Source organism: Pseudomonas sp. ZT5P21, from assembly GCF_054897785.1.
In genome coordinates this window covers 4,497,475-4,518,084 of record NZ_CM142705.1, presented here as the reverse complement: position 1 = coordinate 4,518,084, position 20,610 = coordinate 4,497,475, and the positions used below count along the sequence as shown (strand labels likewise).

The window sequence follows — 20,610 nt, the reverse complement described above, 5'->3', positions numbered from 1 at the left end:
AGGGTTCAGACGGGCCAGATTTCGTTGTCACCAATGACGAAAATCTTGCTGTTGCTGTCCCGCTCAACCTGATACCCACCGGTAAACGCGCCGAAGGCCGGTAGCAGGCTGATTTCCCTGCCAAATCTGAAACACGCCAGCCGCAGGCTCTGCCGACCTCGACCGTTCAACCGATACACCGGGTGCACATGGCCTGCGAGTACGTGCCGCTCCAGATGCGGTTCGGGTTCGTGCTGCAAGGCAAACGGCCCCAACAGTAACGGCTCGGGCACCACGCGAATGTTCAGCGACGTCGGCGGATCCCCGGCGCGTTTGTCGTGGTTACCACGAATCAGCGTCATGGGCAGCTCGCGATGTCGCGCTCTCCAGTCCGCCAATGCGTTCAGCGTGGCGGTTGCATGGGAGCCGGGACCATGAAGAAAGTCGCCGAGGAAAATCAGCTGGCGGCAGGGCAGCGCCGCCAGCAATCCGTCCAGCACGGCGATATTGCTGGAAGTGGTGCCCCGAGGCACCGGTTGGCCGAGCCTTCGATAGGCGGCGGCCTTGCCGAAATGCACGTCGGCGATCAGCAGGGCTTGTTGCGCAGGCCAATAGAGGGCTTTTTCCGGCAGCAGCCATAGTTCTTCGCCGGCCAGTCGTATGGGATAGGGCGTACTCATCAGGCTTTCCCGGTTTCGGCAGTTTTCTCCAGGTCGCTGACCATGCGTCTGATACGGTCGGCGAGTTTTTCCGAGCTCATGCTTTCGCGCATGCGCTCTACCAATAGTGGAAACCCGAGCGGCGTAGGACGTTTGACCGGATGCACGTCGAGCCTGAGTCGACTGATGCGCTCCAGCGTCTGTTCCAGGCGATGAATATCCAGCTCGTTGCGCAGGACTTCTTCCCCCGCCTGGGCCAGCAACAGATTCCCGGCGTCGTATTGCTTGAACACTTCGAAGAACAAACCACTGGAGGCCTGAACCTGGCGCGTACTTTTCGGTGCGCCGGGATAGCCGGCAAATACCAGCCCGGCTATCCGTGCGATCTCCCGAAAGCGCCGCAGGGCCAGCTCGCCGGCATTCAGACTGGCGAGAACGTCTCTGAGCAAATGATCAGGACTGAGCAAGCCAGGCTTGAGGACCTGAAACCAGTCCACGCACGTGGCGCTGAGCAATTCCAGCCCGTAGTCGTTGACCGCGATGGAAAACGTCAGCGGTTGTTGTTGACTGACCCTCCACGCGAGAAGACTCGCCAGGCCCAAATGCACCTGGCGGCCGGCGAAGGGATAAAGGAAAAGATGCCAGCCCTCACGGGACTTCAACGCTTCGGCCAGCAACGTCTCCGAGGTCGGCAGGCCGGACCAGCGTTGTTGCACCTGCAGCAGCGGACGCAGAGCCTGCATTTCCGGGCCCCGGAACTCGCCCTGTGCCGCAGCACTGAAACGCTCGACCACCGCATTTGCCAGTTCATTGGAAAGCGGCATCCGTCCGCCATTCCATCGTGGCACTGCGGCTTTCTTCGCCGTGCTGCGTTTGACGTAGGCCGTCATGTTTTCCACGCGCACCAACTCCAGCAGCCGCCCGGCAAACAGAAACCCGTCGCCCGGTTTGAGGCGTGCGATGAAACCCTCCTCGACGCTGCCCAACTGCTTGCCCCCGCCGCCCTTGCTCCAGAATTTCAGCTGGATGCTTGCGTCGCTGACAATGGTGCCGATGCTCATGCGATGGCGGCGCGCCAACCGCGCATCTGGCACACGCCAGACACCCTGTTCATCCGGTTCAACGCGGCGATAATCCGGATACGCCGTCAGGGAACGTCCGCCATGGCGTACGAAAGCCAGCGCCCAGGTCCAGTCTTCCACCGTGAGATCACGATAGGCCCATGCTCCGCAGACTTCTTCATACAACTCATCGGGCAAAAAACCACCGCCCAACGCCATGCTGACCAGATGCTGAACCAGCACATCCAACGGTTTATGGGGCGATTCACGGGGTTCTATCCGTCGCTGTGCCACGGCATCCTGTGCCGCGGCAGCTTCGATCAACTCCAGACTGTGCGTTGGCACCAGCGTCACCCGCGACACGCGTCCCGGCGCATGACCGGAACGACCGGCACGCTGCATCAGTCGCGCCACGCCTTTGGCCGAGCCGATCTGCAGCACCCGCTCCACCGGCAGGAAGTCCACGCCCAGGTCCAGGCTGGAGGTGCAGACCACCGTTTTGAGCTGACCGTCCTTGAGTGCGCGCTCGACCCAGTCACGGGTGTCGCGTGACAGTGAACCATGATGCAGTGCAATCAAACCCGCCCAGTCGGGACGCGCCTCCAACAAAGCGTGATACCAGATCTCCGATTGGGCGCGGGTGTTGGTGAAAACCAGGCTGCTGGAGCTGGATTCAAGTTCGGCCACGACTTGCGGCAACATCTTCAAGCCGATATGTCCGGCCCATGGAAAACGTTCCGTCGCGGGCGGCAGCAAGGTGTCGACCCGCAACTCTTTGCTGCTTTGCCCTTGCACGCTGATACCGCCGCCCTGTGGGATCAATACCTGTTCGGCGTGGGCCTGATTACCCAGCGTTGCAGAAACACCCCACACGATCAGCTCGGGATTCCACCGGCGCAGGCGCGCGAGGGCGAGTTGCAGTTGCACGCCGCGCTTGTTGCCGAGCAATTCGTGCCATTCGTCGACCACCACCATACGCAAGGTCGACAGTGCGGTTTGCGCGTCGGCACGGGCGAGCATCAGGGTGAGGCTTTCCGGAGTGGTGATCAGAGCGGTGGGTGGTCGCCGGGTTTGCCGCGCGCGTTCGCTGCTGCTGGTGTCACCGGTGCGCAGGCCGACGCTCCACGGGATCTGCAAATCGCGCAGCGGCGCTTCCAGTGCGCGACCGGTGTCGGCGGCCAAGGCGCGCATCGGCGTGATCCACAGTACTGTCAGCGGTTCGGCAACCGGTTTTCGTTTGCGAGGCTTTTCGACAGACGCCATGGAAAAAGCGAAGCGGTTGAGCGCGGCAAACCACACCGCATAGGTTTTACCGGCGCCGGTGCTCGCATGGAGCAATCCCGATTGCCCTTGTTTGACCGCGGCCCACACCTGTTTCTGAAAGGCGAACGGCTTCCAGCCGCGGGCGGTGAACCAGTGTTTTGCGAAGTCGGGGGAGGTTCCCATGCCGGCGGTGTGCACTCTGAAAGTATTCTTTCAGTGACCACGGCGGCATACGACTAGTTTAATTGAGGTGCTTTATGTGGCAGGGATCAACACCATACCTGTGGGAGCGAGCAAGCCCGCTCCCACAGGGATTGATGTCTACTTCAGGTTACCGCTGAGGAACTGCTTCAACCGCTCACTCTTCGGATTGCCCAGCACGTCTTCCGGCGCGCCTTCCTCCTCGACCAGGCCCTGGTGCAGAAACAGCACCTGACTCGACACTTTGCGGGCGAAGCTCATTTCGTGGGTGACCATGATCATGGTCCGGCCTTCTTCGGCCAGGCCCTGGATCACCCTGAGCACTTCACCCACCAGCTCGGGGTCGAGCGCCGAGGTCGGTTCGTCGAACAGCATGACTTCCGGTTCCATGGCCAACGCTCGGGCAATGGCAACCCGTTGCTGCTGCCCCCCGGACAGAAACGCCGGGTACTGGTCCGCCACGCGGGCGGCCAGGCCGACCTTGTCGAGATAGCGCCGGGCCCGGTCTTCGGCTTCCTGCTTGCTGCAACCCAGCACCCGGCGCGGGGCCATGGTGATGTTTTCCAGCACGGTCATGTGGCTCCACAGGTTGAAGTGCTGGAACACCATGGCCAGGCGGGTGCGAATCCGCTGCAGTTCATCGGCGTCGGCCACGTGCATGCCGTGGCGATCCTTGATCATGCGGATGTTCTGGCCGTCCAGGGTCATGGCGCCGTCGTTGGGTTGTTCGAGAAAGTTGATGCAGCGCAGAAAGGTACTTTTACCGGAACCGCTGGCGCCGATCAGGCTGATGACGTCGCCGGTGTTGGCCTTGAGTGAAACGCCTTTGAGCACATGATGATCGCCATAGCTTTTATGCAGGCCTTCGATGGTCAGTTTGTACATGGGGCATGCATCCTCAAGGCGAAAGTAGGTAGCCGCTGCGATAGGCTTCGGTGCCCGCGACGTGGGCGATCACCATGCCGGCAGTGGCCATGCGCCGCAGCGAACGGGCGTACATCAGCCCGGCGACGGTGCAGTGAATGGGGGTGACGCGATCGTTGACCGGGTCGATGATTTCGGCGATCAGTTGCCCGGCGTCCAGGTATTCCCCCGGCAGCGCGGTGAACACCAGCAAACCGCCCACGGGCGTGGCCACCGGTTCGACGGCGGCCAGCGGCGTGGCGGGATACGGAAGTTCCGGCAGTGGCGCCGGTTCACCGGCAATCGCGCCGAAGTGAATCAGGTAATCAAGCAGCGCCTGGCAGTCGAGGCTGGCCAATGGATGATTAACGTCCCCTTGTCCACGCAATTCGACAGTCACCGAAAAACTCCCCGGCGGAATGTCGAAGTGCTCGCCGAAGCGTTCCTGCAACTGCCACCAGAGCAGGGTGAAACATTCGTCGAACGACCGGCCGCCAGAGTCGGTGGCCAGCAGACTGGCTTCGGCCCCGATGTAGCGGGCCAGCGGTTCGACCTGCGGCCAGGCCTCGGGCGTGGTGTAGAGGTGCGCGACCGCTTCGAAATCGCAATGCAGGTCCAGCACCATGTCCGCATCACAGGCCAGTCGTTGCAGGATCAGACGCTGGGATTGCAGTTGCGTGCTGGCGGTTTGTCGCGCCAGTGCATGACGCAGGGTGCTGCGGATCAGTTCGAGGTTGCGCTGCGGATCGTCGCCGAGCCGACCTTCGATCTCATTGCCGACCTCTTCGCTCAAATCGACGAACCAGCGATTGAAGTTCTGGCCGCTTTCGAGCTCGTAGCGGCCCAGCGGCACATCCATTAGCACTTGTTCGAGGCCGACCGGGTTGGCCACCGGCACCAGCACGATTTCGTTTCGCAGGCGCCCAGCGGCTTCCAGCTCCGCGAGGCGCTGCTTGAGGTGCCAGGCGACCAGCATGCCGGGTATTTCATCGGCGTGCAGCGACGCCTGGATGTAGATCTTGCCTTTGGCCGACGTCGGGCCGAAGTGGAAACTGTGAATCTGTCGTGCAGTTCCCGGCAGCGGGGCCAGCAAGTCATGTATCTGGTGGCGCATTCTTTGTTTCCTGAAGCAGACAGGTCCTAGTGGGTTGGCCCGAGGAAGGCCAGCCAGCGGCGTTCGGCGAGGCGGAACAGGCCGACCAGCGCAAAGGTGATGGTCAGGTAGATCAGCGCGGCGATGCCGAAGGACTGGAAAGTCAGGAAGGTCGCCGAGTTGGCGTCCCGCGCGACTTTCAGGATGTCCGGGATGGTCGCGGTGAACGCCACGGTGGTCGAGTGCAGCATCAGAATCACTTCGTTGCTGTAATAAGGCAGCGAGCGACGCAGGGCTGACGGCATGATCACGTAGGCATACAGCTTCCAGCCGGTCAGGCCGTAGGCTTTTGCTGCTTCGACTTCACCATGGGCCATGCTGCGGATTGAACCGGCGAAAATCTCGGTGGTGTACGCGCAGGTGTTCAGGGCGAAAGCCAGGATGGTGCAGTTCATTGCGTCGCGAAAGAACGCATCAAGTATTGGCTGCTCCCGCACGGCGGCCAGGCTGTAAATCCCGGTGTAGCAAATCAGTAGCTGGATATACAGCGGCGTACCGCGAAACAGATAGGTGTAGAACTGCACCGGCCAGCGAATGTAGAAGTGCGGCGACACCCGGGCGATGGACAGCGGGATCGACACGATAAAACCGATGAAGATCGACGCGCTGAGCAGCCACATCGTCATGGCGAGGCCGGTGATGTTGTAACCGTCGGTGTAGAGGAAGGGTTTCCAGTATTCCTGCAGGAGTTCGATCATCGTACGGCCTCCCGGGAACCGGCGGCGTAGCGGCGTTCGAGCCAGCGCAGGAGGATGTTCGAAGCACTGGTGATCAGCAGGTAAATCAGCGCGGCCAGTACCAGGAAGTAAAACAGCTGATAAGTGCTTTTACCGGCGTCTTGGGCAGCCTTGACCAGGTCGGCGAGGCCGATGATCGAAACGAGCGCGGTGGCCTTGAGCATCACCATCCAGTTGTTGCCGATACCCGGCAGGGCGAAGCGCATCATCTGCGGGAACACCACGATGCGAAAGCGCTGGCCACGTTTGAGGCCATAAGCGGTTGCGGCTTCGACCTGACCCCGGGGGACCGCGAGGATCGCGCCACGAAAGGTTTCGGTGAAGTACGCGCCATAAATGAAGCCCAGGGTGATGACCCCGGCGCTGAACGGGTTGATCTCGATGTATTCCCATTCCATGAAGTCGGTGAACGACGTCAGCCAGGTTTGCAGGCTGTAGAAAATCAACAGCATCAGCACCAGGTCCGGCACGCCGCGGATCAGCGTGGTGTAGAGCTGGGCTGGTACGCGCACCAGTTTGACTTTTGACAGTTTGGCACTGGCGCCGAGCAGGCCGAGCAATACGGCCAGCAAAAGTGACAACACCGATAATTTGATGGTCATCCAGGTGCCTTCCATCAGCAACGGACCGAAGCCCTTGAGGCTGAAGGCTGAGAGCCCCAGATTTTGTAATAGGTTTTCGAACATAAATCAGCAACCTGACCGGATAAAAAAAGCGCCCATCGCGAGATGGGCGCCGCGCATTATTTGCCGCTGTACAGATTCAGATCGCCAAAGTGTTTCTTCTGAATGGTGGCGTAGGTGCCATCGTCGTGTAACGCTTTGATACCTTTATTCAAAAGCTCTTTGAGGTCTTTGTTACCTTTAGAGATACCGATCGCTGTTTTGGACGGCAGCAATTCGCTGTCGACCGGCTTGCTGACTTCGTAGCCCTCGCCTTTAGGCGACTTCAAGAAGCCCAGTTCAGCTTGCAGCATGTCCTGAATCGCCCCGTCGAGGCGACCGGACATCAGGTCTGAATACACCTGGTCCTGGTTCTGATAGGCCTGGGTTTTCACGCCAGCCTTGTCCAGTACGGCCTTGGCGTAGGCTTCCTGAATGGTGCCTTGCTCGTAGCCCACGGTTTTGCCCTTCAGCGAAGCGACGTCTTCGCTCAGGCCGGAACCTTTCTTGAACACATAAGCGGTTGGGCCGGAGAACAGCTCGTCGGAGAAGTCGATGACTTTTTCGCGGGCCGGGGTGACGGTCATCGAAGAGATGACACCGTCGAATTTATTGGCCTTCAGGCCTGGGATCATGCCGTCGAAATCGCTTTCGACCCATTTGCACTTGACCTTCAGTTCGGCGCAGATTGCGTTGCCCAGGTCGATGTCGAAGCCCACCAGGCTACCGTCGGCCGCTTTCGACTCGAACGGAGCGTAAGAAGGGTCAACGCCAAAACGCAGTTCCTTGTATTCCTTGGCCAGCGCGGAGCCGGCAGCCATGCACAACGCCAGTGCAGAAAGGGTCAGCAATGCTTTTTTCATTATTCAATCCCTAAGAACCAATATGAGCGCTTGTGGCGCAGAATTATCGTTACTGGAAAGCGTAAGACCTAATGAAAGTAGCAATTTCCGAACCAGAGTGCCGAACAAGCGTTTAAAAGGTGATTCGGAAATGGCTGCGCGGGATTAATGCACGAAAACGGGCGCCGCGCATAGGTCGCACCAAAAAACGTCGAGATGTCGCAAATTCCTGTGGGAGCGGGCTTGCTCGCGAAGGCGGTATGTCAGACATATGTGGATCGACTGGCCCGCCGCATTCGCGAGCAAGCTTGCTCCCACAGGGGATTGGTTAGCCGAGCAGGTCCTGCAGGGTTGCGAGATTGTCGGCCTCGTCAACGGTCTTGTCCTGCCGCCATCGCAGCATCCGCGGAAACCGCACGGCAATCCCGCTCTTGTGCCGCTTGGACAGGGCAATCCCCTCAAACCCCAATTCGAATACCAGGCTCGGTTTCACGCTGCTGACCGGCCCGAATTTTTCCACCGTGGTCTTGCGCACGATGCTGTCGACCTGACGCATCTCAGCGTCGGTAAGCCCCGAGTAGGCCTTGGCAAACGGCACCAGCGCGCGCTCGCTGGCATCGGGCGGACCGTCCCATACGGCGAAGGTGTAATCGCTGTAGAGACTGGCCCGGCGGCCATGCCCGCGTTGCGCGTAAATCAGCACTGCGTCGACGCTGAACGGGTCGACCTTCCATTTCCACCAGACGCCCATGTCTTTGGTACGGCCGACACCGTACAGCGCGTCGCGGGCCTTGAGCATCATGCCTTCGACGCCCAGGCTGCGGGAGGCTTCCCGTTGGCGGGCGAGGTCGAACCAGTCTTCGCCGGTGAGCACGGGGGAGGGGAGTAACACCGGGTTATTGCAGTGGGCGATTACGTTCTCCAGTTGGCTGCGCCGTTTGGTTTGAGTCTGGTTGCGCCAGTCTTCGCCTTCCCATTCCAGCAAGTCGTACGCGAGTAGGACTACGGGCACCTCATCAAGGATTTTCTTGCCCAGGGTTTTACGGCCGATCCGCTGTTGCAGCAAAGCGAACGGTTGCACCGAGGGTGACGTCGGCGCCAAGGGATCAAAGGCGTCTTCAGTGTTCGGTCGGGCGGTTTTCCAGACGACGATTTCGCCGTCGATCACCGTGCCGTCGGGCAAACCATGGACCAGGCTGTCGAGTTCGGGAAACCGCTCGGTGACCAGCTCTTCACCGCGCGACCAGACCCACAGTCGGCCGTCGCGCTTGACCACTTGGGCGCGGATGCCATCCCACTTCCATTCCACTTGCCAGTTGCTGGCCGGGCCGAGCAACCCTTCGAACTGTTCGACCGGTTGCGACAGTGCATGAGCGAGAAAAAACGGATACGGCTGACCGCCGCGCTGGGCGTGTTCATCGCAGGATTCGACAGCGATCAGCTTCAGGTAACTGGCCGCGCTCGGGCGGTTGGACAGGTCGGTGTACCCCACCAGGCGCTGGGCCACACGTTTGCTGTCGAGCTGCGCCATGGCCGCCAGGGCGCGGGTCACCAACAACTTTGAGACGCCGACGCGGAAACTGCCCGTGATCAGTTTGATGCAGAGCATCAAGCTGGAGCGGTCCAGTTGCGACCAGAGTCTGGGCAACTGTTCGGCGAGCACTTCGGGAGATTCACCGCGCAAGGGCAGCAGTTTTTCTTCGATCCACACCGCCAGTCCGTCGGTGGAAGTGTGGGGCGCTTCGGGCAGTACCAGCGAAATGGTTTCCGCCATGTCGCCCACCGCTTGATAGCTTTCTTCGAACAACCACGGCGACAGGCCGGAAACGGCCACGGCGAGTTCGCGCAGGATGCGCACCGGCACCAATTGGCGAGGGCGCCCGCCGGATAAAAAGTACACCGCCCATGCTGCGTCTTCCGGCGCAGCCTGAGCGAAGTAATGTTGCATCGCCGCCAGTTTGGCGTTGCTCGACGTCGTGGCATCGAGTTCCGCGTACAACTCGGCGAAGGCCTTCATGGCAGTACCTCGGCGCTTTCAGGCTCGACCGCCGTAACGTCTTCTTCATCGTCGCCGTACTCGGTGGTGAAACCTTGGGCGTCCAGACCTTGTTCGCGCAAATGGCGCACCAGGACCGCCACCGAACCGTGGGTGACCATGACGCGCTCGGCACCGGTCTGCTCGATCGCCCAAAGCAGGCCCGGCCAGTCGGCGTGGTCGGATAACACGAAGCCACGGTCCACACCGCGCCGCCGCCGCGTGCCGCGCAAACGCATCCAGCCGCTGGCAAAGCCATCGCTGTAGTCACCGAAGCGCCGCATCCAGGTGCTGCCGCCAGCGGAAGGCGGGGCCAGGACGAGCGCTTTGCGCATGATCGGGTCGCTCTTGATTACGTCACCGGCGTAAATCGTCGGCGGCAAATAAATGCCGCTCTCGCGATACACCCGGTTGAGCGGCTCGACGGCGCCATGCACCAGAACGGGACCGAGGCTGGCGTCGATGCCGTGGAGAATCCGTTGTGCTTTGCCGAAGGAATAGCAGAAGAGCACGCTGGCCTTGTCGTCGGCGGCGTTTGCCTGCCACCACTGATTGATCTCGGCAAAGACCTGCGCCTGAGGTTGCCAGCGATAGATCGGCAGGCCAAACGTCGATTCGGTGATGAAGGTGTGGCAACGCACCGGTTCGAACGGCGCGCAGGTGCCGTCGGGCTCGATCTTGTAATCCCCCGAGGCTACCCAGACTTCGCCGCCGTATTCCAGACGCACTTGCGCCGAGCCGAGCACATGCCCGGCGGGATGGAAACTCAGGGTAACGCCGTGGTGCAGCAACCGTTCGCCGTACGCCAGGGTTTGCAGATTGATGTCCTGACCCAGTCGCGCACGCAAAATCCCTTCGCCGGGCGCGGCGGCCAGGTAATGCTGGTTGCCGCCTCGGGCATGGTCGCCGTGGGCGTGCGTGATGACCGAGCGCTCGACCGGCCGCCACGGATCAATGTAGAAATCCCCGGCCGGGCAGTACAAACCTTCGGGACGCGCGATAACAAGGTCCATGTTGTGACCCAAATGGAGGGACTTGTTAGCTATGAGGCTGGCGCGAGGCCGGAAGTTCTATCGACATTCAGCGGATCAGTGAATACCAATGTGGGAGCGAGCTTGCTCGCGATAACGGTGTGTCAGTCACATTAATGGTGGCTGACAGGGCCTTATCGCGAACAAGCTCGCTCCCACAGAGATCAGCGGCGATTATTACTTGCCGGGTGTCAGCGTCAACCGCTTGCTCCCGTACACCTTGTCAAAGTTCTGCGGCTGCATCGGCAAACTCACGTATTGCCCCTTGAGCCACGGCTCCACGCTGTCGAGGTAATTCGGGCTGGCCGGATTACCGGACTGGCCGGTGCCGTTCTGGCCCATCAGCGGTTCGGTCTGGCCAAAGTCGACGATGAAGCGCATGGCCGGCGCCAGCGTGGTGTTGAAATCGTGGCCCCAGGCGAACGCCGCGGTGTTCAGCGTAGTGTGATCGCCACCGGCCGCGAGCGGGCCGCGCACGGTTTGGCCACTGGCATTCTTCCACTCATAACGGTGCAATTTGCCCCACTGCCAGGCTGTGTGGTCGCCACCCAACTGGCTGTCGCCGGCAGCCATTGCTGCGGCAAGGCTGCGGGCGAGAATCGTCGGTTTGTCTTCTTTCTGCGCCGTGCGGGCGTCATCCCAGAACGGGCTGTCTTCACGGCCCAGCAGGTGATCGGCCTGCGCCGCGTAGGACAACTTACCGTTGGCGATAAACGCTTCCCACGCCGGGCTGCTTTCCGGGCCCAATTCGTCGAGGAATATCTGTTTGCTGCTTTCCAGCAGGAACAGCTCGTAAATCGCTGCGTCGGCGGAAGTCGGAGCCAGTTTTCCGTCGAACGCCATGAGGCGCGTAAAGGCCTCGCGCGCCTTTCCGCGATCCGCCTCTGGCAGCGCTTCAATGGCTTGTTTGAGCGGCTGGGCCATACCCGGCGCTGAAAACATCTTCTTCAGTTTGGCGGCAAAGGTGGTGGTTTGATCGTATTGCATGGCGATCAGGCTGCGCGTGTCGTGTTTGCCCACGCCGGCCAGTTCGGCCATGCGTTCGCCTCGCTCCGGTGCCGACCAGGAATTGGACAGCTGCATGCCATAACCATGGGGAATGACCCGCTGGTTGGCGGTGCCGAGCCAGCCTTGCGCCGGATCTTGATCGTACGGGTGCAGCATCGGGTCGGCGTAACCGTCCCAGTCGTAACGACCTTCCCCGCCCGGCGACGGCAACAGGCCTTCGCCTTCACGGCGGTTCGGGTAGCGACCGGTGACTTGCCAGCCGATGTTGCTGACGTCGGCAAAGACCAGATTCAGCGTGATCGCACGTATTTCACGGCTGGCGTCCGACGCTTTCTCGACGTTCTGCGCCCGGGACAAGTCGAAAAACGCGTCCAGTGACTTGTCGTCAGTGAAGTTCGGCATCTGCAAGGCCAAACCAAAACCGTTGCCTAGCGCGGTGCCTTGGGCGCTGTTGAGCAGCGGCCCGTGGCGGGTTTCGTACACCGCTTCGCGAATCGACCGCTGGCCTTTGACGAAATAGGTTTCGTTGCGAACGATCACCGGCTGCCATTTGCCGCCGATTTCGTAGGAAAGTCCGTTGCCCTGGTGTTTGATTTTTTCCAGGAACAGGTCCTGGTTGTCGCCCATGACCGAGGTCATGCTCCACGCCACTTTTCCGTTGAAACCGCCCAGTACCATCGGCAAACCGGCGATGGTCACGCCGGACGCCTGATATTTCGGCGTACGAATCTGCACGTAACTGAACAATGAAGGCACACCCAGCGGGCCGTGGCTGTCGCTGGCCAACAGGCTTTTGCCGCTGCGGCTGCGTTGCGGGGCGATCGCCCAGTTGTTCGATGACGTGGCACCCAGCAGATTCAGATCGGACAGTTGGCCGGTGGCCTTGCTGATTTCGGCGAGACCCGCAATTGCCCCGTTCAACTTGAGGCCCTGAAGTTTTTCGGCTTCGGCCACCGGCAGTTTCTCGTCGGGGGCGGACGGGGTCAGCCAGGCGAGTTTGTCAGTGGTGAGCGTCTGAGCGAGCACCAGCGAGGAAATTTCCTCGGGCAGGTTCGCCGATTGGCTGAAGTTCAGCAGGCAGAAAATCAGCGCCGAATCTTCCGGTTTCCAGTATTCGGGCTTGTAGCCGGTGGCGGCGAGGTCTGCCGGCAACTTGTCGCGGTAGCGGAACAGGTAGGCATTGACTCCGCGGGCATAGACTTCGAAGAAGCGTTTGAGGCGCGGCGACGAGGCCTTGTACAGCTCACCAGCGCTTTTCTTCAGGTTGACGGCGCGCATGTAGCGGTCGGCGTCCAGTCGGTCCGAACCGGACATCTCAGACAAACGGCCTTGGGCCAACAGGCGCAGGGTGACCATTTGCGTGATGCGGTCGCTCGCGTGCACGTAACCGAGGGTGAACAGTGCGTCGTGAAAGGTGCTGCTTTCGATCAACGGCATGCCCATGGCATTGCGGCGCACCGAAACGTTCTGCGCCAGACCCTTGAGCGGCTGCACGCCGGTGGTCGGCGGGAGGGTGTCCTGAGTGTTCCAGGTCTGACAACCGGTCAGGCTCAAAACACCGGCCACTGCTGCGGCAACGCCGAACCGGGGAAGAAAATGTGTGAGGGCTGGCGAGGCCATGGCAAAGCTCCTGCGGGGGTAGAGACGCAATAAAGGCGCTACGTTAGAGAGCAGGAGGTGGCCGCGCAAGCGGCGGCGGGGTTATTTCAGGATTTGTCTGATAAACCATGGTTTCAGCGATGTCCTTGTGGCGAGGGAGCTTGCTCCCGCCCGGCTGCAAAGCAGTCGCCATCCAGGCACTGCATTCCCATCGGTTAAACGCGGGCTTTGGATTTCGAGTGCTGCGCACTCTAGCGGGAGCAAGCTCCCTCGCCACAGGTCATGCGTTGTTTCAGATTTCGGTTGTCCTGTTTGCGATGGATAGCTTGCCTGCCGGAAGGGGTGATGCGGACGTGCATGCAATGTCGTTGGGGAATTTGCAGGGGGAATATGCGACGGTCGTGAGCACTGCGCAGATTCTGAAATGATGGTGACTCTCAGGCCATCATCGCGAGCAAGCTCGCTCCCACAGGGGGTTATGTCGTTCACAAAACCAATGTGGGAGCGAGCTTGCTCGCGATATCGATTCAACAGGCGAAGAAGAACTTCGCCCGAAGCCTCAAGCGCCGTGGCACTTCTTGAATTTTTTGCCATTGCCGCACGGGCAAGGATCGTTGCGACCGACGTCCTTCAGGGCATTGCGTACCGGTTCCTGGTGCGCGTGGCCGCAGTTTGGGCCGTGAACATGGCCATGGTCGTGATCATGGTGGTCGTGATGGTCATGATCGTGGTTGCAGTCAGGGCCATGGACGTGGGGTTGTTGGGTCATCGGGTGTGCTCCGGAATTAAATCGGCGGGGATTATCACGCCATTACGCGCCAGGTGCACGTAGTGCGCGATGAATAAACCGGTTTCCAGCTCACCTTCCAGACGATAGGGAATGGGTTGATCGGGTTTTTTCAGCAGCTTCACCAGGTCTCGCACCTTTGGCCACAGGTTGGTGCGGATCGGTACCTTGAAAAATGCACTGCGCTTGGGACTGACCGTAAACCAGTGCTCGTGCTCGCCCTCGGTCAACAGAATGTCACCCAGGTGAATCCGGTATTCGAGGCCGCGCACCGTCAGGTCACTGGTACGGGGATTGTCGACACGAAAGTACAGCAGAAAACGCTGCTGCATCAGTTTGGCCTCGACGACTTGGACCTTGACAAGATGCACCGCGGGCTCCGGTTCATCATCGCTGAACCAGGACGCGCAGCCGCCGAGCCCGAGCATCAGGAGCAGGGTGAAGGATTGTAAGACGCGCCGTCGGGTGGTCATGGTGATGTTTCTCCCTTGACCCCAGTCTAGCCCTTCAGGATCACCTCAACTGCCGAAATACCCCGCGCAGCATTTCTTGAACTTCTGCCCACTGGCGCAAGGGCAGGCATCGTTGCGCCCGACCTTGAGTGGCACGGTGGGGTCGATGAAGTACCAGTGGCCGGCGTTCTGCACGAACGACGAGCGCTCGCGGTGGCTGTGTTCGCCGCTGCCGTCATGCCAACGTGCGGTAAACGTCACGAACGCGTGTTCCGGTTGACCGCCAAACACCTCGGAGCTTTCCACCTCCAGACCCAGCCAGGTGCTTTGGGCACTCCAGTCGCTGATGGACTGACGATCGAGGCCGGCCTGTTGTGCAGGCAGAGTGGTCGCCACCAGATAATCGATCAGGCCCATCACATAAGCGCTGTAGCGCGACCGCATCAAGGCGTCGGCGCAGGGGGCCGGGTGACCGGCATGGTAATGACCGCAGCAGGCGTCGAGCAGGGTGCCGCTGCCGCAAGGGCAAATGGATGTCGTCATTGCATTACCACCAATATTTCCCGAAGTTTTCCGGATTGGCCCAGAAGCGTGAGTTGAGCCAGTCGGGGACTTGTTTGTAGTCAAGCAGATCGTAGGTGAACAGGGTCAGCACCTGGTCGTCGCGTTGGAAACGTTCGCTGGCTTGCAGGGCCAAAGAGAAAAAATCGGTTTCCTGCCAGCCACTGGCCGGCAAGTCCGCAAGTACCGCAATGCGACTGGCATTGAGGTTGCGGATCCCGCCGAGCAAGTTCAGACCGTCACGCTTGGGCAAGTGTTCGAGGCAATCGACCACCAGCGCCAGATCAAACCGGCGCGCCGCCAGCTCGGCCGGTAACGGCCCGGGCGCCGCATGCGCAACGCAAGTGTCCGGGTGCGCGAGCTTGAACGCCTCAAGCGCCGGGAACTCGCTGGCGCCGATTAGCAACAGGCGCGGCGGGGCGTAACGATCCAGCAAGACGGCCAGCGCTTGCTGCGGCGTGCGCGAAGAAATACCTGCAATCATTGAAGATCCTCAATCAGAGCGCCAAGACTAGCCTGCCCAAACGCCCAGATATAGAGCGGCTTGGCACCAAAAGCGCCGATCACCCGTGAACACGGGACAAAACAGCCATGTGCTATTGCTGGCGGAGATTAAAACTCGGGTCTTTACTCCCTGAATCGGTCCTAAGCCGATCCCTCAGGAGAAAACTAGATGAGCATAGTTCGGACAGCATTACCCTTGGTTCTGCTAACCAGTGTGTTGACTGGTTGCGCAGGTTTGCAGAAAACCGACTGGCCGACCTGTGCGGCAGTCGGCGGTGTCGTGGGTGCGGGTCTCGGCGCGACCGAGAGCTCGGCATGGGCAGGGTACGGCGCGCTGCTGGTCGGCGGTACCGCCGCAGCCTATTGCTGGGTTCACGGTGATGGCGACGAAGACGGCGATGGCGTGCCGGACAGCCGCGACAAGTGCCCGGGTACGCCTAGAGGCGTGCAGGTCGATGCCGACGGTTGCCCACCACCCGTCCCTGCGCCAGTGGTTGAAGAGGCGGTTGTGGTCAAGGAAGAAACCATCGTCATCCGCGATGTTCACTTCCAATTCGACAAAGCCACACTCACACCTTCTGATAAAGAAGTACTCAACACAATCGCCACTCGCCTGAAACAGGAATCTTCCACCGCTCAATTGACCGTGACGGGTCACACCGACAGCGTGGGCAGCGATGCCTACAACCAGAAGCTGTCGGATCGTCGCGCCCATTCAGTGGTTGAATACCTGATTTCCCAAGGCGTACCACGCAGCAGCTTTGTGTCTGTGACTGGCGCCGGTGAAAGCCTGCCGGTGGCCGATAACAAAACCGCTGACGGCCGTGCGTTGAATCGTCGCACGGAAATCAAAATCAACCGCTGACCCTCGCACCCCGCGGCTTGTGCAGTCGTGGATGCGGGTCTTCTCCGGTGTGACCGGCGTCTGCCGGTTACACCGGAGCTTTCACCATGAGCCTTCTCCTCACCCGCGAAGGTCGGGGCGAATGTCAGCCCGTGGCGGACAACGAAACAGACGAAGGACGCGCGAAAAAACGTCGCGTAGCGTTGCACATCAATCGCTGAGCCGCGTGATAGAGCCGTCGGGCTGCCATTGCTGTTGTTCCGACGGCCATTCGGCGGCCTATATGAAGAATTTTCCGTTGCCCTCTGGCTTATCCCGCGTGGAAGCCGTTACTGTGCGCGCAAAGAATAATTCTCAACGGGGGCGCGTATGAAGGTGTTTTGGGCGCTGGGGAAGCTGTTGACCCTGCTGTTCTGGCTGGTGGTGCTGGTCAATCTGATGACACCCTTTGTCCATCCGCTGCACCTGTTGGTCAATCTGGCCGGCGGCCTGCTGGCGTTCCTTCATCTTCTCGAGGCGGTGTTCTGTTTCCGCAGCCTCAGAGGTCGCGCTCACCCTTGGCGTGATCGCTTGAAGATTGTCTTTTTCGGCGTTTTCCACCTGCAAACCATTCCGGCTCCCGCCGTACCAAAGGCATCTCATGCGTAAACTTTGTCTGCTCGCCGCTCTGATCAGCCCGCTCGCCTGCGCCCAAGTGGTCAGCGTCCAAACCAACTCGCTGATGCGCCTGCCCAACACCGCCAGTACCTTGCAACTGGAACGCCTGGAAGTGGCCGATTACGGCACGTTGCTGATTCCCTCGAATGTGACCGAAGTCACCGTAGGCGAATTGCACCTGGGGCGTGAGGCGCGGATCGCCATCGTGCCGAGCGAAAATGCTCTGGAGTTGAAGATCAATCGTGCCGAGCTTTCCGAAGGCAGTCAGATCACCGCTCGCGGCGCGCCGGGCACTTACCTCAAGGCGGCCCGCGCGGGGCGCAATCTGAATGTGCAGATCAAGGCCTTGAATGCACCGCAGCTGTTGGTCGACGCACGCGGCGGCGCAGGGGCACCGGGGTTTGTCGGCCTCGACGGCGCCCACGGTCAGGCGCCGGGGTGCACCTGGGGCCAGGCCGGTCGCGGTGCGGACGGCAGTCATGGCAGCGACGGACAACCGGGAGCGCCAGGGGCACTGGTCAGGCTGGAAGTGCCGCGCGATTACCCGGCGGAGCAAATCAAGGTTCAGGTCGCAGGCGGCGCCGGTGGTTTGGCCGGTCCTGGTGGTAAGCCGGGGGCGGGAGGCAAGGCCAAGGGTTGCTTCGTTTACAAAGCCGATGGCGGCAAGAGCGGCAAACCAGGCGCTGACGGCCAGCCGGGGCCTGCGGGTGCGGCGGGGTCGGTGACTGTCCAGCGGTTGTAAGAATCACCCAGATCCACTGTGGCGAGGGGATTTATCCCCGTTGGGCTGCGAAGCGGCCCCAATCCGGAATCCGCGGAGCCTGATTTTACGACTGCTGCGCAGCCGAACGGGGATAAATCCCCTCGCCACAAAGTCCCCTCGCCACAAAATCCGCGATGCTTTTAAAACATCGGCCGCGCCGCAGCAATCGCCACCAGCATCAACCCCACAATCAAATTAATCCCCACCAACCTGCGAATCCTCCCCAGTACCAAAGCCCCTGCCGGCCAATCCTGCGCCGCCACCGCCGTGCGCAGTTCCGGCAACATCAACGCCTGAATCCGGATGAACAGCGCGGTCATCACCACGTACAACCCCATCATCACCTGCACATAACGCGGCGCGGCTTCAAAACCGGCGTATTGAAGATGAATCATGCCGACACCGCTGATCGGCAAGAGCACCACCGCGACCCAGACCCAGCGGAAAAAACCTTGAAACACTTCCATCCACAGCTTCAACCGGGCAGGGCCTTCCAGCGCCTTCATCGCGGCGGGACGCAGGACCATCCAGGCGAAAAACATGCCGCCGACCCACACCAGGGCGGACAGGACATGCAGGGTGTAAACGATGCCAAAAGGTGTCATTGAGGTACTCCGTTCTGCGCGGGATTAATTAGCGGGGTATGATAGCGCCCCACTAAACCACTGAAAATTTATCCAGCGTTTTTTGCGCCCGACAATCCATGATCAGCACCGAACTCAAAACCACGATCCAGGGCGCCTATTCGCGTTTTCTCGAAGCCAAGAGCCTCAAGCCGCGCTACGGCCAACGCCTGATGATTGCCGAAATTGCCAAAGTCCTCGGTGACATCGACACCGACGAAGAAGGCCGGCGCAGTGGCGACCCCGCGATTGTCGCGGTGGAAGCCGGCACCGGTACCGGCAAGACCGTGGCCTACAGCCTGGCGGCGATCCCGACCGCGAAGGCCGCCGGCAAACGCCTGGTGATCGCCACGGCCACCGTCGCCCTGCAGGAGCAGATCGTCTTCAAGGATCTGCCTGATCTGATGCGCAACAGCGGGCTGAATTTCAGCTTCGCGCTGGCCAAGGGCCGCGGGCGCTACATGTGCCTGTCCAAACTCGACATGTTGCTCCAGGAAGGTCAGGCCCAAACCGCCACCGCGCAGCTATTCGAAGAAGAAGGCTTCAAGATCGAGGTTGATGAGGCCAGTCAGAAGCTGTTTACCAGCATGATCGAGAAACTCGCCGGCAATAAATGGGACGGCGATCGCGACAGCTGGTCCACCGCCCTGGAAGACGCCGACTGGGCGCGCCTGACCACCGATCATAGCCAGTGCACCAACCGCCATTGCCCGAATTTCGGCCAGTGCGCCTTCTACAAGGCGCGCGAAGGCATGGGCAAGGTTGACGTGATCGTCACCAACCATGACATGGTGCTGGCGGACCTGGCGTTAGGTGGCGGCGCTGTCTTGCCGGATCCGCGCGACACCATCTACGTGTTCGACGAAGGTCACCACCTGCCGGACAAGGCCATCGGCCACTTCGCTCATTACACGCGTCTGCGTTCCACCGCTGACTGGCTGGAAACCACCGCCAAGAACCTCACCAAATTGCTCGCGCAGCATCCGCTGCCGGGTGACTTGGGCAAGTTGATCGAACAGGTGCCGGAACTGGCGCGTGAGATCAAGACCCAGCAACAGTTCATGTTCACGGCCTGTGAACAGGTCGCCGATTTCAAACCCGGCGAAGACGTCGAGGGCCGCGAGCGGCCGCGTCACCGTTTCGTCGGCGGGGTAATTCCCGAGCACATGCGTGAAATGGGCATCGAGCTGAAGAAAGGCTTTGCCCGTCTCACCGACCTGTTCACCCGGCTCACCGAATTGCTCAAGGAAGGCATGGACGGCGAGGTCAACATCGGCATCGCCAGCAACCAGGCCGAAGAGTGGTATCCGCTGTTCGGCAGCCTGTTGTCGCGCTCTTCGGGCAATTGGGAATTGTGGGGCGCGTTCACCGCCGAGGACCCGGAAGACAATCCGCCCATGGCGCGCTGGCTGACCCTGGCCGAAAGCGGCTCGCTGTTCGACATCGAGGTCAACGCCAGCCCGATCCTCGCGGCGGAAATGCTCCGGCGCAATCTGTGGAACGTCGCTTATGGCGCACTCGTGACCTCGGCGACCCTGACCGCACTCGGTACGTTCGACCGGTACCGCATGCGCGCCGGCCTGCCGAAAAAAGCCGTGACCGCCGTGGTCCCGAGCCCGTTCCATCACGCCGACGCCGGTGTGCTGCGGGTGCCGGACCTGAAAGCCGACCCGCGTGACGCACCGGCTCACACCGCCGCGATCATCCGTGACCTGCCGCAACTGGTCGAGGGTTCGCGTGGCACGCTGGTGCTGTTCTCCTCGCGCAAGCAGATGCAAGACGTGTTCGACGGCCTCGACCGCGACTGGCGCAAGCAGGTGTTCATTCAAGGCAACCTGTCGAAACAGGAGACCCTGAACAAGCACAAGGCGCGCGTCGATGGCGGTGATTCCAGCGTGTTGTTTGGCCTGGCGAGTTTTGCTGAAGGGGTCGATTTGCCCGGCGCGTACTGCGAGCATGTGGTGATCGCGAAGATTCCATTCTCGGTGCCCGATGATCCGGTCGAAGCGGCACTGGCCGAGTGGATCGAAGCGCGGGGCGGCAATCCTTTCATGGAAATCTCCGTGCCGGACGCTTCGCTGAAACTGGTCCAGGCCTGCGGTCGCTTGCTGCGTACCGAAGAAGACCGCGGCACCATCACCTTGCTCGATCGGCGCCTGGTCACCCAGCGTTACGGCAAAGCTATCCTCAATGCGTTGCCGCCATTCCGTCGTGAAATTTCCTGATACACCGGTGGGCGTTTTTGCCCGCCGTGTGGTCTATCTCTCTGCCATCGCTTTTCCATTG

The 20,610-nt window shown here is 60.8% G+C and carries 19 protein-coding genes and 1 pseudogene; 5 read left to right on the top strand and 15 right to left on the bottom strand.

All coding sequences use genetic code 11. The features are described from left to right. Positions 1-5: 5 nt before the first annotated feature. The 10 genes from pdeM to ACYZT9_RS20940 all read right to left on the bottom strand — a co-directional run bounded on the left by pdeM (position 6) and on the right by ACYZT9_RS20940 (position 13,154). Complete coding sequence (gene pdeM / locus ACYZT9_RS20985; protein ID WP_462007235.1) at positions 6-659, bottom strand: ligase-associated DNA damage response endonuclease PdeM; 654 nt, start codon at positions 657-659, stop codon at positions 6-8. Next, positions 659-3,145 carry a ligase-associated DNA damage response DEXH box helicase gene (locus tag ACYZT9_RS20980; protein ID WP_462007234.1) on the bottom strand — a complete coding sequence of 829 codons (2,487 nt, stop codon included), beginning with the start codon at positions 3,143-3,145 and terminating at the stop codon, positions 659-661. Before ACYZT9_RS20980 ends, pdeM begins: the two co-directional genes overlap by 1 nt. A gap of 138 nt (positions 3,146-3,283) precedes the next feature. Further along, positions 3,284-4,048, bottom strand: a complete 765-nt coding sequence (locus tag ACYZT9_RS20975) for an ABC transporter ATP-binding protein (RefSeq protein WP_462007233.1) — start codon at positions 4,046-4,048, stop codon at positions 3,284-3,286. Between the two features lie 13 nt (positions 4,049-4,061). Next, a complete protein-coding gene (locus ACYZT9_RS20970; RefSeq protein ID WP_462007232.1) occupies positions 4,062-5,180 on the bottom strand; it encodes a succinylglutamate desuccinylase/aspartoacylase family protein in 1,119 nt (372 codons plus the stop codon). Between the two features lie 26 nt (positions 5,181-5,206). Continuing rightward, a complete protein-coding gene (locus ACYZT9_RS20965) occupies positions 5,207-5,917 on the bottom strand; it encodes an ABC transporter permease (protein WP_462007231.1) in 711 nt (236 codons plus the stop codon). Beyond that, positions 5,914-6,642 (bottom strand): ABC transporter permease, encoded by a 729-nt coding sequence (locus ACYZT9_RS20960; RefSeq protein ID WP_462007230.1) that lies wholly within the window; start codon positions 6,640-6,642, stop codon positions 5,914-5,916. Before ACYZT9_RS20960 ends, ACYZT9_RS20965 begins: the two co-directional genes overlap by 4 nt. A gap of 56 nt (positions 6,643-6,698) precedes the next feature. After that, a complete protein-coding gene (locus ACYZT9_RS20955; protein ID WP_462007229.1) occupies positions 6,699-7,481 on the bottom strand; it encodes a transporter substrate-binding domain-containing protein in 783 nt (260 codons plus the stop codon). Between the two features lie 307 nt (positions 7,482-7,788). Beyond that, positions 7,789-9,477 (bottom strand): ATP-dependent DNA ligase, encoded by a 1,689-nt coding sequence (locus ACYZT9_RS20950; RefSeq protein WP_462007228.1) that lies wholly within the window; start codon positions 9,475-9,477, stop codon positions 7,789-7,791. Next, the gene (locus ACYZT9_RS20945) at positions 9,474-10,508 is read right to left on the bottom strand and encodes a ligase-associated DNA damage response exonuclease (protein WP_462007227.1); all 1,035 of its coding nucleotides are present in this window, start codon (positions 10,506-10,508) and stop codon (positions 9,474-9,476) included. The genes ACYZT9_RS20950 and ACYZT9_RS20945 overlap by 4 nt, the downstream gene beginning before the upstream one ends. Positions 10,509-10,703: 195 nt before the next feature. After that, complete coding sequence (locus ACYZT9_RS20940) at positions 10,704-13,154, bottom strand: penicillin acylase family protein (protein ID WP_462007226.1); 2,451 nt, start codon at positions 13,152-13,154, stop codon at positions 10,704-10,706. Positions 13,155-13,471: 317 nt separating this feature from the next. Here ACYZT9_RS20940 and ACYZT9_RS20935 point away from each other — a divergent pair. Beyond that, positions 13,472-13,561: pseudogene (locus ACYZT9_RS20935) on the top strand (cysteine hydrolase); the annotation flags it as partial. Between the two features lie 131 nt (positions 13,562-13,692). Here the strand turns inward: ACYZT9_RS20935 and ACYZT9_RS20930 are convergent. The 4 genes from ACYZT9_RS20930 to ACYZT9_RS20915 are packed head-to-tail and all read right to left on the bottom strand — an operon-like array spanning position 13,693 to position 15,417. Beyond that, complete coding sequence (locus ACYZT9_RS20930) at positions 13,693-13,902, bottom strand: SEC-C metal-binding domain-containing protein (RefSeq protein WP_007906737.1); 210 nt, start codon at positions 13,900-13,902, stop codon at positions 13,693-13,695. Further along, entirely contained in the window at positions 13,899-14,393 is a 495-nt protein-coding gene (locus ACYZT9_RS20925) for an LEA/WHy family protein (RefSeq protein WP_462007225.1), read from the bottom strand. The genes ACYZT9_RS20930 and ACYZT9_RS20925 overlap by 4 nt, the downstream gene beginning before the upstream one ends. 45 nt (positions 14,394-14,438) lie before the next feature. Beyond that, on the bottom strand, positions 14,439-14,915 hold the full coding sequence (locus ACYZT9_RS20920; RefSeq protein ID WP_462007224.1) for a YchJ family protein: 477 nt from the start codon (positions 14,913-14,915) through the stop codon (positions 14,439-14,441). A 4-nt stretch (positions 14,916-14,919) separates the two neighbouring features. Beyond that, positions 14,920-15,417: a DUF6231 family protein gene (locus ACYZT9_RS20915; protein WP_462007223.1), complete on the bottom strand. Its 498-nt coding sequence runs from the start codon at positions 15,415-15,417 to the stop codon at positions 14,920-14,922. Between the two features lie 189 nt (positions 15,418-15,606). Here ACYZT9_RS20915 and ACYZT9_RS20910 point away from each other — a divergent pair, with 189 nt between their 5' ends. The 3 genes from ACYZT9_RS20910 to ACYZT9_RS20900 all read left to right on the top strand — a co-directional run bounded on the left by ACYZT9_RS20910 (position 15,607) and on the right by ACYZT9_RS20900 (position 17,680). After that, a complete protein-coding gene (locus tag ACYZT9_RS20910; protein WP_462007222.1) occupies positions 15,607-16,302 on the top strand; it encodes an OmpA family protein in 696 nt (231 codons plus the stop codon). A 348-nt stretch (positions 16,303-16,650) separates the two neighbouring features. Next, positions 16,651-16,929 (top strand): DUF1145 domain-containing protein, encoded by a 279-nt coding sequence (locus tag ACYZT9_RS20905; RefSeq protein WP_462007221.1) that lies wholly within the window; start codon positions 16,651-16,653, stop codon positions 16,927-16,929. Beyond that, the gene (locus ACYZT9_RS20900; protein ID WP_462007220.1) at positions 16,922-17,680 is read left to right on the top strand and encodes a collagen-like protein; all 759 of its coding nucleotides are present in this window, start codon (positions 16,922-16,924) and stop codon (positions 17,678-17,680) included. Before ACYZT9_RS20905 ends, ACYZT9_RS20900 begins: the two co-directional genes overlap by 8 nt. 161 nt (positions 17,681-17,841) lie before the next feature. On the opposite strand, the gene ACYZT9_RS20895 is transcribed toward ACYZT9_RS20900, so the two are convergent. Next, positions 17,842-18,306 (bottom strand): CopD family protein, encoded by a 465-nt coding sequence (locus ACYZT9_RS20895; RefSeq protein WP_462007219.1) that lies wholly within the window; start codon positions 18,304-18,306, stop codon positions 17,842-17,844. A gap of 98 nt (positions 18,307-18,404) precedes the next feature. On the opposite strand from ACYZT9_RS20895, the gene dinG reads away from it, so the two are divergent. Beyond that, a complete protein-coding gene (dinG, locus tag ACYZT9_RS20890; protein ID WP_462007218.1) occupies positions 18,405-20,549 on the top strand; it encodes an ATP-dependent DNA helicase DinG in 2,145 nt (714 codons plus the stop codon). Positions 20,550-20,610: the final 61 nt, after the last annotated feature.